Source organism: Acinetobacter kyonggiensis, assembly GCF_900107285.1.
GTDB classification, from domain to species: domain Bacteria; phylum Pseudomonadota; class Gammaproteobacteria; order Pseudomonadales; family Moraxellaceae; genus Acinetobacter; species Acinetobacter kyonggiensis.
Window position 1 is genome coordinate 39,638 of record NZ_FNPK01000010.1, and the last position, 14,292, is coordinate 53,929.

Genomic DNA, 14,292 nt, shown 5'->3' on the forward strand with positions numbered 1-14,292 from the left:
CCATCATGTATTTAGAGTAACTACAATTTTTCCTATTTGCTGATTTGATTCAAGATAGCGCTGAGCGTCATGCATGTCCTCAAAGTTAAAGCAACAGTCGATCACTGGACGAAGATATCCTGCACCTATACTGCTAAGAATAAATCGTCTGGCTTGCTCCCTTAGAACAGGGTCATGGAGAACCTCAAGGAACAAAAAACCTCGCATGGTTAAGCTCTTGCGTAATGCAACTTTAAGGGGAAATGGTGTGATCTCAGGGCTAAGTGCACCATGCATAACCATAGTTCCTCCCACAGACATCACTTTTGCAATCTGTTCAATATGTGGCCCTCCTACAGCATCGAAGGCGACATCAAGATGTTCTCCACCTAAACGTAAAACAAGCGCCTCATACAAATCTGGTTCATCTTCACTGGCTATAACATTTTTAACACCGAGATCCAGTAAACGTTGCTTTTTCTCTATCGTCTGTGTACTTGCAATGACCTTAGCACCCGTTGCTTCAGCTATCTGTATCGCAGCTAGTCCTACGCTACTTGAAGCTGCTGTGATCAAGATCGTTTTTCCTTTCGAAACTCCACCAGCATGGATTACACCACCCCAAGCCGTTAAATACTGCATCCAGATTGAAGAAGCTTCTTCCCAGCTTAAACTATCGGGTTTGTGAACTAAAAAAGTTTCTGGAATCAGAAGCTTGTCCGCATATGTCCCATATTTGGCTAGATTGTCAGTCGGAAGAATCGATACTGCATCTCCTGGAGAAAATTGGCGTACACCTTCACCTATCGCAAGAACTATGCCTGCTCCCTCATATCCCAGACGAGAAGGGAATACTGCCTTTTGAATATAAGTACCACGCCGAAACATTACATCAGCCCGGTTGAGTCCGATCGTTTTCATCTGTATTAGAACTTCTCCTGCGGCTGGTAAAGCAACAGGAAGTGTTTCTAATGTCAGAACATCTGTATCTCCAATACAATTGAAGCGCCAAGTCTTGGCCTGAAGTGCGTTAAATGACATCGATAACTACCTTAATATTGGCAGAGCGATCTTGAACAGCATCATGAGCCTCAATCGCTTGGTCTAGAGTAAAATGACGAGGATCAACAATAGCACGCAGTTTACCTTCCTCAACGAGACGAGTCGCGGTCTTAAGGACATCACCATGATGAGAACGGCGATTGCCTGTTAACGTCGGCATTAGGACGAATACGCCAGACAGTGTGGCACACCGTAGAGATGAATTCGCTAAATTATGATTGCCAAATGCAGCACAGCTGGTGATGTGGCCATAGTGAGTCGTCATGGAAAGTGAAGCTTCGAGTACTGGACCACCCACAGTGTCGTAAACAATGTTAAAACCTTGACCCTCAGGGCTTGCAGCAATAATGTCATCGGAAGATGCTGTTGTGTAATCGAGAGGTGTTGCACCGAGTTCTGAAATCAGTGATTGATCAGCTGTACGACCAGTCGCCCAAACATTTGCATCAAGTGCTTTTGCAAGCTGAACCACCATATAACCAACGCCACCAGCACCACCTTGAACCAGTACAGTTTGCCCTGGTTGGACCTTCGCATTATCCACTAAACCTTCCCAAGCGGTGAGGAACGTCAATGGTAGTACTGCTGCCTCGCGCATAGAGATATTCCGTGGCTTTAATGCGATCAGATCAGCATCTGCTACAACATATTCTGCTAAAGATCCTTGAAGACCACGAACGCCACCTATCAGACCGTAAACTTCATCTCCGACGTTGAAGTGGGTGACACCTTCACCAACAGCAGTTACAACCCCAGCCATATCCGTTCCCAACACGGCAGGAAGTTCTGGCATAGCATATGGTGCTTCACCAAGACGAATTTTATAATCAATAGGGTTTACACCACTGGCATGAATACGTACTAGAACTTGCCCAGCCTCTGGTTGAGGTATAGGGAGTTCTACACGTTTAAATTCATGATCACCAAAATTTTCTAGGATAAGCGCATTCATCATCTTATTCATAGTTGTTCCTTATTCTTAACTGGGGGATGATATGCACAGTACCAAAATAAATTAATCCAATAAATGATATTTATAGGATTTAATAATTCCTAAATAATGAATAATAAATATCATCCGCTCACTAAAGATAGGCTTTGTTGCACAAAACTATTTCTAAGGCTTATTCCACAATATAATTTTCAAATGAATCATCCTGCACCTAAAATTTATCGTACAACCAATTGGTCTTTATATAACCGAGCTTTCATTAATCGGGGGGAATATTGCCGGTGGAGTAGTCAAGGTTGAGTGTCATCTTCATTCAGAATTTGTCCTGTGTGCTTTGGTGTAATTAAAGGTGCAGTCGGACGCGGTCCTGTGTATTGCAAGCCGATACCCGCATAGACATCATCTGCTGCAACTTCGGTTTCAAAACGTTCTTTGTCTCGTTCTCGGATTTCTTGGCTAATTTCTTCAACATCACTCTGGTCAACACCCAATTCTTCTAAAATCGCACCGCCAAATAGCATTGCCGACTCGAAGGTTTCTCGAATCATATAATCCACATTTTGTTTTGCTAAATGCAGCGCATGCTCACGGTCATAAGAGCGAACCAGTAACTTGGTTAAAGGAAATTCATGTTGCACCAACTCTACAATCTTATTCGTCGTTTCTTTGTGGTCTACGCAAACAACAATTGCTTCAGCCGTATCTGCTCCCGAGGCATGTAAAATATCTAAACGAGAACCATCGCCATAGTAAATTTTAAATCCAAATCTTTCAGCGTTTTGAATCATGTCGATATCATTATCAATGATGGTCACATCAATGCCTCGAGCAAGCAGTAATTGACTGGAGACTTGTCCAAAACGACCGAAACCAATCATCAATACTTTTCCAGAAAGTCCTTCGGCAATACGGATATTTTCTAAAGAAGTTTGTTCTGTAGTTTGGGTAAAACGTTTAAATAGAATGCCTATAATCGGGGTCAAAATCATCGACAAAACTACAATCGCAGTCAGGTTTGAGCTTTCAACAGCACTAATGATTTGAGCACTCATGGCGGCAGCAAAGAGTACAAAAGCAAACTCCCCCCCTTGAGCCATTAGTAATGCGCGATCGAGAGCTTCAGAGTGTGAACTTTTGGTCATGCGTGCAGTCAGATAAATTATGGATGCTTTGACAAACATCAGCAGAAGTACAGCACTTAAGATTAACACCCAGTTATTTTTTACGACGTTAAGGTCTAGTGACATGCCTACACCTAGAAAAAATAATCCGAGCAATATGCCACGAAACGGTTCAATATCTGCTTCAATCTGATGGCGAAAAGTGGATTCGGAGAGTAATACCCCTGCAAGGAATGCCCCCATTGCCATCGATAAGCCACTGACTTGCATCAGTAATGCTGCGCCGAGTACCACTAAGAGTGCTGCTGCAGTCATGACTTCACGGGCTTTGGCTACGGCTAATAAGCGAAATAAAGGATTAAGCAACCAATAGCCTGCAGCGATTAAACCTGCAATTGAAATTAAACCAATTCCGATGCTCTGCAAACGCGTAGAAGTACTTTCAACAACATGATTCGGTGCGATAAAAGCGACAATTGCCAATAAAGGGACAATCAATAAATCTTCAAACAGCAGGATCGAGATAATTTTTTGTCCTCGTGGTTGAGCAATGTCTCCACGATCTCCCAAAAGTTGCATAACAATTGCAGTCGAGGTGAGTACAAAGCCTGCAGCACATACAAAACTCACTTGCCAAGAATAGCCATAGACCAAGCCTACCGCCGTTAACCCCAATGAACAGGCACTAATCTGTAATGCGCCTAATCCAAAAATTTCTTTTCTTAAACTCCATAAATACGATGGACGCATTTCTAGTCCAATCACAAACAGATACATCACAATACCAAGCTCAGCAATATGCAGAATAGACGCAGAATCGTAGAAAAACGCTAGTCCAAATGGACCAATAATTAATCCTGCAATTAAATATCCCAATACCGAGCTTAATCCTAGGCGCTTGATTAAGGGGACTGAAATCACTGCCGCTGTGAGCAGTATGACAGGGGATAGAAGGCTGATAGATGTGGCTTCTGCACTCATATATTTCTCAGATTTTGTATGGGGTCTGTTGACATTTCAAGTATAGAAAATAGATTCAAAACACAAGTGCAACACGTTTGTAGTTAGTTGAAAAAGTTAGGTGTATTTGTAGAATCATTAGACTTTTCAACGCTCAATTGGAAAGCACACAATCAAGAAATGCCCCCCAACTTTATCAAGATGAAAGATACGAAATTTATGCTACTTTGAAAAGTGATGTGTGCTGAAAAAACAGGAGAAATTGTTACTTATGTTTGTGGTAAAAGAGATATAACTATAGTCCAACGACTGAAGGAAAAGTTGAAACAATTAAGTATTCACTATACCCGAATTTCAAGTAATCAATGGGATAGTTTTATCACTGCATTTAAAGACTGTCAGCAAAGTATTGGTAAGTTTTTCACTATAGGTATTGAGGGAAATAATTGCAAAATAAGGCATCGGATTAGATGTGTTAGTTCAGTATTGAGTGTGGCTTTAGTAAGAATACGGATATTAATGCTTCTCGCAATATTCTAGCGGTAGGACATACCACTTTGTCTGTGGAGGAAAGATGCGGTAAAGGTCGCTCTGTGAAGCAGAAAGCATGCCTAAATCCGTGAGGAAGTCGCCTAAGAGCTTTTGCTTTTAAAATCCCTGAGAAACATGTTTCGTAAAGAGTTAGTCGAAAGTGGGGGGGTATGTTAGAAATTTAATTTTATAAGTTGTTGTAAAGATTCGGAAAGTTAATTATAGCATCCAGTTGCAGAGCTAATAGTGACTTCATTTAATCTCAGCATACTTTTTGAAACACTACCTAAATTTTTAAGGTTTATAAAAAATATTGCTTTTTTTATACTATGGGGTACTATAGTATAAATACTGGCAAATAAGGAGGTCTGATGCCTAATCAGGTTGAAGACAAAAAAAAGATTCTTCTACGCGTCAGAAAGATCAAAGGTCAGACGCAAGCGATTGAAAAAGCGTTAGAAGACAATGTGGAATGTGGTGCAATTCTGCAACAAATATGCTCTGTGCGTGGTGCTATTAATGGTTTAATGAATGAAATGTTGGAGGTTCATTTAAAGGACACTTTAGTATCAGGTGAAACCACAGAACAACAACGAAAAGAAGAATTGGCTGAAATCGCCAAGATTCTAAAATCATATTTAAAATAGATCTGTATAAGGAATTATTCCATGAAGTCACGTGCTGCTGTTGCGTTTGGTCCTGGTCAACCTCTTCAAATTGTTGAAGTTGATGTTGCACCACCGAAGAAAGGTGAAGTATTAATTAAGATCTCCCATACCGGTGTGTGTCATACAGACGCATTTACTTTATCTGGCGATGATCCTGAAGGTGTTTTTCCCGCTATTCTCGGGCATGAAGGTGCTGGTGTTGTAGTTGAGGTTGGTGAAGGCGTGACTAGCGTCAAACCAGGTGATCATGTTATTCCACTTTACACTGCTGAATGTGGCGAGTGCGTATTCTGTAAATCTGGAAAATCGAACTTGTGTATTTCCGTTCGCGAAACTCAAGGTAGAGGCGTAATGCCAGATGGTACCACTCGTTTTTCCTACAATGGTCAACCGATTTACCACTATATGGGCTGCTCAACGTTCAGTGAATACACTGTAGTGGCAGAAGTATCATTGGCTAAAATCAATCCTGAAGCCAATCACGAACATGTCTGCTTACTGGGTTGTGGGGTAACAACGGGTATCGGTGCAGTACACAACACGGCTAAAGTACAAGAAGGTGATAGTGTTGCGGTCTTTGGTTTAGGTGGTATTGGTTTGGCAGTCGTACAAGCCGCACGTCAAGCTAAAGCAGGGCGTATTATTGTGGTTGACATGAATCCAGATAAATTTGCGCTGGCAAAAGAGTTTGGTGCAACGGACTTCTTGAACCCTAAAGATTACGATAAACCAATCCAGCAAGTCATTGTCGAAATGACTGGCTGGGGTGTAGATCATTCATTTGAGTGTATTGGTAACGTGAATGTGATGCGTGCAGCCCTTGAAAGTGCACACCGTGGCTGGGGACAATCCGTAATTATTGGTGTAGCTGGCGCAGGTCAGGAAATCTCTACCCGTCCATTCCAACTGGTTACTGGTCGTAAATGGCTAGGTTCTGCCTTTGGTGGCGTAAAAGGTCGTACGCAACTTCCAGGAATGGTTGAAGATGCCATGAAAGGTAAAATTCAATTAGAACCATTTGTGACACATACGATGGGCTTGGATCAGATCAATGAAGCCTTTGATCTAATGCATGAAGGTAAGTCAATTCGTACTGTAATTCATTACGAATAATTGCGTCAGACCTTATACTTTTCCATGCATGTGAATCATGATTGACATGCATGGAATCCTCTAAAAAGGTACATCATCTGTAAAACAGATCTATCTGTGTAGGCATCGTGTATAGGTTCAATAAACCTGCCTACATTTTAAATCTTTATCACTATTCTCTGTGGAGAATGTAAGACTCTTTGTTTACTTGATTTCTCATGAAGTCTTGCTCAACATAGGTAATTGATTATGGAAATAATTGAGAAACATGCTTCTTTTGGTGGATCGCAAGAAGTGTATCGCCATCAGTCAACAGCATTAAACTGTTCAATGAAATTCTCAATATATCTGCCACCTCATGACAAAGATGAGCGGTTGCCAGTTTTATATTGGTTATCAGGACTGACTTGCAACGAACAGAACTTTATTACTAAAGCCGGAGCACAAAAGTATGCGGCTGAACATAAAGTCATTATTGTTGCACCAGATACCAGCCCACGTGGAGAGGATGTACCAGATCATGCAGATTATGATTTAGGCCAAGGCGCAGGATTCTATGTGAATGCAACACAAGCACCCTGGTCACAGCATTTCAAAATGTATGATTATATTGTGGAAGAGCTCAGAAATCTGATTGACCTGAATTTTCCGACCAATCAAGTCCAAAGTATTATGGGGCATAGCATGGGTGGTCATGGTGCATTAGTCATTGGTTTAAAAAACCCTGAGCTGTATAAAAGTATTTCTGCTTTTGCACCAATTGTTGCGCCTAGCCAAGTACCTTGGGGGAAAAAGGCTTTTACACACTACCTAGGTGAAACCGAAACTTTATGGAAAAGCTATGATGCGATTGAATTAATCAAAAACGCTGAAGTTCATTTACCTATTTTAGTCGATCAGGGAACAGCTGATGATTTTCTTGAAGAACAGTTAAGGCCAAAGCTTCTTAGTAATATTTGTTTGGAACAAGAATATCCTCTTACACTTAACCTAAGAGAAGGGTATGACCATAGCTATTACTTCATTGCGAGCTTTATAGAGAAACATATAGAGTTTCACAGCAAATTCCTAGCTAAATAACTTTCATAGATATGAGGATGTACAAAGTTGTTCTTGAATGCTTCTTGAGCAATATAATTTCCAGATGAAGAGGTCAGCTTATAAATCTAAGGTAGAGTCAATTGATCCTTATATAACTAAGATTGAATTTAATCATCTCATATTTTAATTTTTTGATTCAAATGTTAATGATATTAACTTGAATAAATTCATAGCATTATGTCGAAATAAAAACCCAGATTTTGGCTCAGCTATGGGAATTTTTTTTTTAACTTTTATACAACAAAACTTTCTGACATGCATACATTAGCAATGTCAGAATCAGTTTTAATTCTAATCAATTGTGGAGTTTTAGTCATGCTTAAAACAGCTTTATATGTCCGTCTTGAAGCTAAACCGGGTAAAGAAGACGAAGTGGAAGCTTTCCTTAAAGCCGGTTTACCTATTGTAATGGAAGAACCTGCGACAGTTGCGTGGTTTGGCCTACGTCTTGGACCTACAACATTTGGTATTTTTGATGCATTTCCTGATGAGGCGGGTCGCCAAGCACATTTATCTGGCAAGGTTGCAGCTGCGTTGATGGCTCAGGCCGATGAGCTATTTTCAGAGCCACCATCTATTGAAAAAGTAGATGTTTTGGCTAGTAAACTACCAGCCCATACCGACGCTTAAATGTATGAGGGTGCTGCCTGAAATTTTGAATGAAAGGCAGCACTTCAACCCTGTGAGGTTGGTCAGAGGCTTTTTATTCAAGTTGGGCTACTTTAGTTAATGGCTTAATCTCATCATTTACATGGGTCAATATTTAAAACAGGGTAAATAAACGAATGAACCTATGTACATGCTTTATATTGAACCAATCTATGAACCATACCGGGTTTGTCGGAGACTTTTTTATTTAAGTTAGACTACCTGACCTAACGGGTTAATCTTATCATATTACATTGCTTCAAACTCGAAAGGCGATACATATCCCAGTGCACTGTGTACACGCTTTTTGTTGAACCAATATATCTAATTTAGTGTTGCATTTGTACATCTGCTAAACCGTGCCAATCTGCTTTTAAAAAATTTAATCATTGCTATTTTGCATGAGCCATTCACTGTTTTAGCTAATGCGTTCACGACCATGTCAGTAGTCATACGTGTTGATACCCCCCATCCAACAATCGCTCGTGAAAATACATCAATAATAAAAGCGGTATAGAACAAGCCTGAATTTGTTTAACCATCACTAAAGTCTCCAAGCTGAGATAATTTTTATAAAAATAGACGACTGGTCTATTTTTGTGTATAGTCACCACATGGTGTAGGCAAAAGCCGCAGTGTTGTCCAATTCTTTAAAGTTTATTTGATGAATAACGGTGGTTTTTCAAATCAATTAACTGATCATCCTAGGATAAAAATATGCTGAATTTTAACTTTTATAATCCGACCCGTATTATTTTTGGTGTCGATACAATAGCTAAAATCAATGACTATGTGCCTACAGAAGCAAAAGTATTAATGTTGTTTGGTGGTGAAAGTGCACGTAAGAATTGTACTTTAGCTGAGGTGCGTGAAGCATTAGGTGCAAGAGAAATTCATGAATTTGGCGGAATTGAGCCGAATCCGAGTTATGAAACCCTCATGAAAGCTGTAGAGCTGATTCGTGAACAAAAGATTGATTTCTTGATGGCTGTCGGTGGTGGATCGGTAATTGATGGTACTAAATTTATTGCAGCAGCAGTCAATTATACAGGGGATACATGGGAGATTTTAGAAACCCATGGTACTAAAATTACTCAAGCTTTGCCTTTTGCGAGTGTACTCACCCTTCCGGCAACTGGTTCAGAAATGAATAGCGGTGGGGTAGTCACCAGAAAATCGACCCAAGCCAAATTGTCATTTAGCAGCCCCTATGTTTTTCCGCAATTTTCCGTACTGGATCCGAATAAAACTTTTAGCTTGCCGACGCGCCAGTTAGCAAATGGCGTGGTCGATGCATTTATTCATGTCATGGAACAGTACTTAACTTACCCTGTCAATGCACAAGTACAAGATCGTTTTGCCGAAGGTCTATTGCAAACTCTGATTGAGATTGGACCGAAAATCATGGAAGATTCAGCAGATTATGACACGCGTGCGAATTTGATGTGGGCTGCTAGCATGGCACTGAATGGGCTAATTGGAGCTGGTGTACCACAAGATTGGTCAACCCATTTGATTGGACATGAGCTCACGGCTTTATATGGTATTGATCATGCTCGTACCTTGGCCATTGTGTTGCCCGCCAATCTACAAGTGCGTCGTCAAGAGAAACGAGAAAAATTACTACAGTATGCAGCTCGAGTCTGGCAGATTGTCGAAGGTGATGAAGAACAACGTATTGATACTGCTATTGCTCGTACTCGAGCCTTCTTTGAGCAACTTGGATTGCCGACTCGTCTTAGCGATTATGGACTGGGGGAGACAGATATTGAGATCATCATTACGCAACTTAAATCACACAATCTGACACAGCTAGGCGAACATAAAACTGTTTCATTAGAGATCAGTCGCCAAATTCTCGCGACGAGCATCTAAGCTAAATGCGCGTATCTGACATGCTCACACCACACGGCAAGTGATCATGCAACAATGCTCCTCAATCCTGAAAATTATCGGAGAAATAACATGAAAATTTTAATCGTTTTAACCTCACATGATCAACTTGGCAATACTGGTAAGAAAACAGGTTTCTGGCTAGAAGAACTTGCTGCACCGTATTACACCTTTATTGATTCTGGTGCTGAAGTTACGCTGGCGTCACCTCAAGGTGGGCAGCCACCACTAGATCCGAAAAGTAATTTAGCCGATGCGCAAACTGAAACCACTCATCGTTTTGAAGCAGATCCAACTGCAATGCAAGCATTGGCACAGACGCATAAACTTAGCGAAATTTCTGTAGCTGATTATGATGCAGTGTTTTATCCAGGCGGGCATGGCCCATTGTGGGATTTAGCAGAAGATCCGATTTCAATTTCTCTGATTGAACAGGCGATTCAGTCTGGCAAACCTGTTGCAGCAGTGTGTCATGCTCCGGGTGTTCTTCGTCATGTGAAAGCGAGTAATGGAGCGCCTTTAGTTAGCGGTAAATTAGTGACTGGTTTCACCAATACTGAGGAGGCCGCTGTAGGTTTGACTGAAATTGTACCATTTTTAGTCGAAGACATACTTAAAGAAAACGGTGGTCATTATTCTAAAGTGGACGATTGGCAAGTATATGTTCAAGTAGATGGCTTGCTGGTTACTGGACAAAATCCAGCCTCTTCTGCTGCAACCGCTACAGCATTACTTCAATTGTTGAAATAAAGAGTAGCTAGTGTCTGTTGTGGTGCTTAGCAGTGAATAACTTTTGACTCTGAGCAACGGGCGCAATAAGCAAAATAACCCTCACTTAATGGTGGAGGGTCTGAGTTAATAGCTTTCCTTCCTTTATTTTTCTATATACAGGAAGGAAGGGTATTTTTTTTTAATTTAGATCAATTAAGTCATGATGACTTGGATTCAATGAAATGAAAGACAGCAAACTTTTTCAAAACTTAAGCTTAGGCCCTTATGTTTTGCAAAACCGTATTGTATTGCCACCATTAACGCGGTCGCGTAGTACTCAGCCAGGGAATATTCCAAATGAACTGATGGCAACCTATTATCAACAGCGTGCCGGGGCAGGATTTATGGTCACCGAAGGTACGCAAATCGAGCCACGTGGTCAAGGCTATGCTTGGACTCCCGGTATTTACAGCCCTGAACAGATTGCTGGATGGCGTAAAGTGACGGAAGCAGTGCATGCTAAAGGAGGCATTATTTTTGCACAACTTTGGCATGTTGGGCGTGTTTCACATACATCTTTGCAACCCGATCATGCATCACCGGTCGCGCCCTCGGCTATTAGGGCTGATAGTAATGTTAAAGTCTTTATTGAAACCGGGCCCAATGCAGGGGCCTTGGCTGATCCTTCAATGCCACGTGCTTTAAGCAATGCAGAAGTTAAAGAATTAGTGCAACTCTATGCTCAAGCAGCGCGTAATGCCTTGGCTGCTGGTTTTGATGGGGTTGAAATTCATTGTGCAAATGGTTATTTGGTAAATCAATTTATCTCTGCACATAGTAACCATCGTGAAGATGAATATGGTGGATCACTAAACAATCGTTTGCGTTTTTTACGTGAAGTAGTACAGGCAGTTGCTGCGGTGGTTGGTGCAGATCGTTTAGGAGTGCGTTTTGCCCCGCTATTTGAAAGTACAGAGGAAGATCGTGTTTACATGGGGTTGGTTGAAGATGATCCACATGTGACTTATATTGAAGCCATAAAAATACTTGAAGAAGTTGGGATTGCCTATTTATCTATTGCAGAAGCTGATTGGGACAATGCACCAGAACTTCCTCATGATTTTCGTAGAGATGTCAGAGACACTTTCAGTGGTCGGATTATATATGCAGGTCGATATACGGCAGAAAGAGGGACTCGAATTTTAGAGGCAGGGCTGGCCGATTTAATTGCATTTGGACGCCCATTTATTGCGAATCCAGATTTACCCGATCGCATCGCCAATGGCTGGCCATTGAATGCAGTAGATGCAAGCACTATGTATGGTGGGACGGAAAAAGGCTATATTGATTATCCAGCTTACGCAGATTAATATTGACTAAGTGAGTTATTTTGCCAACCTTTGTGGTTGGCAAAATAAGGACTTAGGATTGCTGTTGCCAGCATAAATTCTTATTAAAACAAATTCTTAAAATTTTTTAGCTGTGTAATGAGCCAACCTGCCAGTGGGAAAGAAATCAGTTGCGTTACTGGCACTAATACTATGACTTCAATCAACACCATCATCGGGAAACTTTGATGCTGAGTAATTGGCTTTAATAAAGTGAGTACCAGTAATAGTGTGGGATATAAGCCTAAATATCCGACTAAAATACGAGTCATGAGGGCTTTAGGAGAAGAATTCATTGTGCGCTATACTCATGGATTGTAAATTAATCTAATAGCAACACATTAATAACTAATCATTGGGCTGCTGTCATTAATTATGTAATTGATATTTAATCTAAATTTTATCAATCTTCACTTTTTAATAGAAATTTAGTTGCTCTCAGAGCTTGATGTAATGGTGTTTTATCTTTTTGCAACTTACTCAGTAATGCTGCACCTAACCACATTTGGTAAAGTACTTGTGCCAACGTCGAGGCCTCAGTATTTGCTTGAATAGACTGATCCTGTTTTCCCAAATCGATTAAACCAGCAATACGTTGGATTACATCATCCACGCCAGCGGACATAATGGAGCGCATATCTTCAGATAGATCGGCAACTTCTGCGGCAAGTTTCACAATTAAACAGCTATCCGCCCAACCACACTGTGTTTCAGGATCTTCTATCCATAAATTAAAATACTCAATCAGCTTTTGATAAGGGGATTTATCGCTACGCCATACATCATTTAAACGGACTTGGTAATTATCCACATAATGCTGTACCAATTCACAGCCGAAAGCTTCCTTGGATTGGAAATAATGATAAAACGAGCCTTTGGGGATCTCACAGCTCTGTAAAATTTCCTGTAATCCTACGCCAGTAAAACCTTTATGCAAAATCAGGTCTGAACTGGTGTTAAGAATGTGTAAGCGCTTCGCTTCAGACTTTTTAATAGGAGTAGGCTTCATATTAATTATTTACTCTATTGTAAAAAAATAGACCAGTCGTATTGTTTTTTATTATAACTCATCTACAATGGATGTAAAGAAATTTTAATCATAATTTTTGATTGTGAAGAGAAATACTTCTAAATAAAACATGGAGTTATATGTGTGAAAACAGTTATTAATCAACGCATCGTTTTAGCTAAACGGCCAGTGGGTGAGCCAAAACACAGCGATTTTCGTATTGAACAAGTTGAGCTCAATGAACTTAAACAAGGCGAGATATTGTTAAAAACCATTTACTTGTCACTCGATCCTTATATGCGTGGTCGCATGAGTGATGCTCCTTCATATGCAGCACCGGTTGAAATTGGCGAAGTGATGGTCGGTGGAACAGTCAGTCAAGTAGTGGCCTCTAAAAACCCAAAATTCAAAGAAGGCGAGTGGGTTCTTTCCGGAAATGGCTGGCAGGGCTACGCAATTTCTAATGGGTCTGCCTGTCAAAGCTTAGGTATGCAACCTGAACATCCATCTTGGGCATTGGGTATTTTGGGAATGCCAGGATTTACTGCTTATATGGGGTTGTTGGACATTGGTCAGCCTAAAGCCGGTGAAACTTTAGTCGTTGCAGCTGCAGCGGGACCTGTTGGTGCTACGGTTGGACAGATTGGCAAACTTAAAGGTTGTCGCGTGGTTGGCGTCGCAGGTGGGGCTGAAAAATGTCGTTATGCAGTAGAAGAGCTCGGCTTCGATGCTTGTATCAATCATCATGATGAAAATTTTGCAGAACAATTACAACAAGCAGCTCCCAACGGTATTGATATTTATTATGAGAATGTGGGGGGTAAAGTGTTTGATGCTGTATGGCCATTGCTTAACTCTGCGGCACGTGTACCGGTGTGTGGTGTGGTTTCCCATTATAACGCTACCGAGCAAGCACAAGGGCCAGACCGTTTACCGGGCTTTATTTCCACCCTTTTAAAAAAGCGTATTCGCATGCAAGGCTTTATTATTTTTGATGATTATGGCAGTCAGTATCCGGAATTCTATCAGCAAATGTCTGAATGGTTGAAAGACGGAAAAATCAAATATAAAGAGCATATGGTGCAAGGTTTAGATAACACGATCAATGCTTTCAATGGTATGTTGAAAGGCGAAAACTTTGGCAAAGTCGTTGTAAAAATTTAAAAAAATAGGAATT

At 40.8% G+C, this 14,292-nt stretch carries 13 protein-coding genes and 3 pseudogenes; 10 read left to right on the top strand and 6 right to left on the bottom strand.

Going from position 1 to position 14,292, the window contains the following annotated elements:
- Positions 1–3: 3 nt before the first annotated feature.
- The 3 genes from BLV99_RS09675 to BLV99_RS09685 all read right to left on the bottom strand — a co-directional run bounded on the left by BLV99_RS09675 (position 4) and on the right by BLV99_RS09685 (position 4,095).
- A complete protein-coding gene (locus tag BLV99_RS09675; protein ID WP_092690083.1) occupies positions 4–1,020 on the bottom strand; it encodes a zinc-dependent alcohol dehydrogenase family protein in 1,017 nt (338 codons plus the stop codon).
- A complete protein-coding gene (locus BLV99_RS09680) occupies positions 1,010–2,005 on the bottom strand; it encodes a zinc-dependent alcohol dehydrogenase family protein (RefSeq protein WP_092690085.1) in 996 nt (331 codons plus the stop codon). Before BLV99_RS09680 ends, BLV99_RS09675 begins: the two co-directional genes overlap by 11 nt.
- 278 nt (positions 2,006–2,283) lie before the next feature.
- On the bottom strand, positions 2,284–4,095 hold the full coding sequence (locus BLV99_RS09685) for a monovalent cation:proton antiporter-2 (CPA2) family protein (RefSeq protein WP_092690087.1): 1,812 nt from the start codon (positions 4,093–4,095) through the stop codon (positions 2,284–2,286).
- 228 nt (positions 4,096–4,323) lie between these two features.
- On the opposite strand from BLV99_RS09685, the pseudogene BLV99_RS09690 reads away from it, so the two are divergent.
- The 6 genes and pseudogenes from BLV99_RS09690 to BLV99_RS09715 all read left to right on the top strand — a co-directional run.
- Positions 4,324–4,545: pseudogene (locus BLV99_RS09690) on the top strand (IS1 family transposase); the annotation flags it as partial.
- Positions 4,546–4,559: 14 nt separating this feature from the next.
- A pseudogene (locus tag BLV99_RS18710) lies at positions 4,560–4,710 on the top strand (RNA-guided endonuclease InsQ/TnpB family protein); the annotation flags it as partial.
- Positions 4,711–4,976: 266 nt separating this feature from the next.
- Entirely contained in the window at positions 4,977–5,252 is a 276-nt protein-coding gene (locus BLV99_RS09700; protein ID WP_001133624.1) for a metal/formaldehyde-sensitive transcriptional repressor, read from the top strand.
- A gap of 21 nt (positions 5,253–5,273) precedes the next feature.
- Positions 5,274–6,386: an S-(hydroxymethyl)glutathione dehydrogenase/class III alcohol dehydrogenase gene (locus BLV99_RS09705; protein ID WP_000842149.1), complete on the top strand. Its 1,113-nt coding sequence runs from the start codon at positions 5,274–5,276 to the stop codon at positions 6,384–6,386.
- 228 nt (positions 6,387–6,614) lie between these two features.
- Positions 6,615–7,445: an S-formylglutathione hydrolase gene (fghA, locus tag BLV99_RS09710; RefSeq protein ID WP_092690090.1), complete on the top strand. Its 831-nt coding sequence runs from the start codon at positions 6,615–6,617 to the stop codon at positions 7,443–7,445.
- A gap of 336 nt (positions 7,446–7,781) precedes the next feature.
- Complete coding sequence (locus tag BLV99_RS09715; protein ID WP_004812141.1) at positions 7,782–8,096, top strand: putative quinol monooxygenase; 315 nt, start codon at positions 7,782–7,784, stop codon at positions 8,094–8,096.
- A 267-nt stretch (positions 8,097–8,363) separates the two neighbouring features.
- On the opposite strand, the pseudogene BLV99_RS09720 reads toward BLV99_RS09715, so the two are convergent.
- Positions 8,364–8,648: pseudogene (locus BLV99_RS09720) on the bottom strand (IS3 family transposase); the annotation flags it as partial.
- 183 nt (positions 8,649–8,831) lie between these two features.
- Between BLV99_RS09720 and BLV99_RS09725 the strand changes: the two are divergent.
- The 3 genes from BLV99_RS09725 (at position 8,832) to BLV99_RS09735 (ending at position 12,088) form a co-directional block, all read left to right on the top strand.
- Positions 8,832–9,989: an iron-containing alcohol dehydrogenase gene (locus BLV99_RS09725; RefSeq protein WP_092690092.1), complete on the top strand. Its 1,158-nt coding sequence runs from the start codon at positions 8,832–8,834 to the stop codon at positions 9,987–9,989.
- Positions 9,990–10,079: 90 nt separating this feature from the next.
- Complete coding sequence (locus tag BLV99_RS09730) at positions 10,080–10,757, top strand: type 1 glutamine amidotransferase domain-containing protein (protein WP_092690095.1); 678 nt, start codon at positions 10,080–10,082, stop codon at positions 10,755–10,757.
- Positions 10,758–10,960: 203 nt separating this feature from the next.
- Entirely contained in the window at positions 10,961–12,088 is a 1,128-nt protein-coding gene (locus BLV99_RS09735; RefSeq protein ID WP_092690097.1) for an alkene reductase, read from the top strand.
- Between the two features lie 83 nt (positions 12,089–12,171).
- On the opposite strand, the gene BLV99_RS09740 is transcribed toward BLV99_RS09735, so the two are convergent.
- Entirely contained in the window at positions 12,172–12,402 is a 231-nt protein-coding gene (locus BLV99_RS09740; RefSeq protein WP_092690100.1) for a hypothetical protein, read from the bottom strand.
- 107 nt (positions 12,403–12,509) lie between these two features.
- Entirely contained in the window at positions 12,510–13,115 is a 606-nt protein-coding gene (locus BLV99_RS09745; RefSeq protein ID WP_092690102.1) for a TetR/AcrR family transcriptional regulator, read from the bottom strand.
- Positions 13,116–13,259: 144 nt separating this feature from the next.
- Here BLV99_RS09745 and BLV99_RS09750 point away from each other — a divergent pair, with 144 nt between their 5' ends.
- Entirely contained in the window at positions 13,260–14,279 is a 1,020-nt protein-coding gene (locus BLV99_RS09750) for an NADP-dependent oxidoreductase (RefSeq protein WP_092690104.1), read from the top strand.
- Positions 14,280–14,292 lie beyond the last annotated feature (13 nt).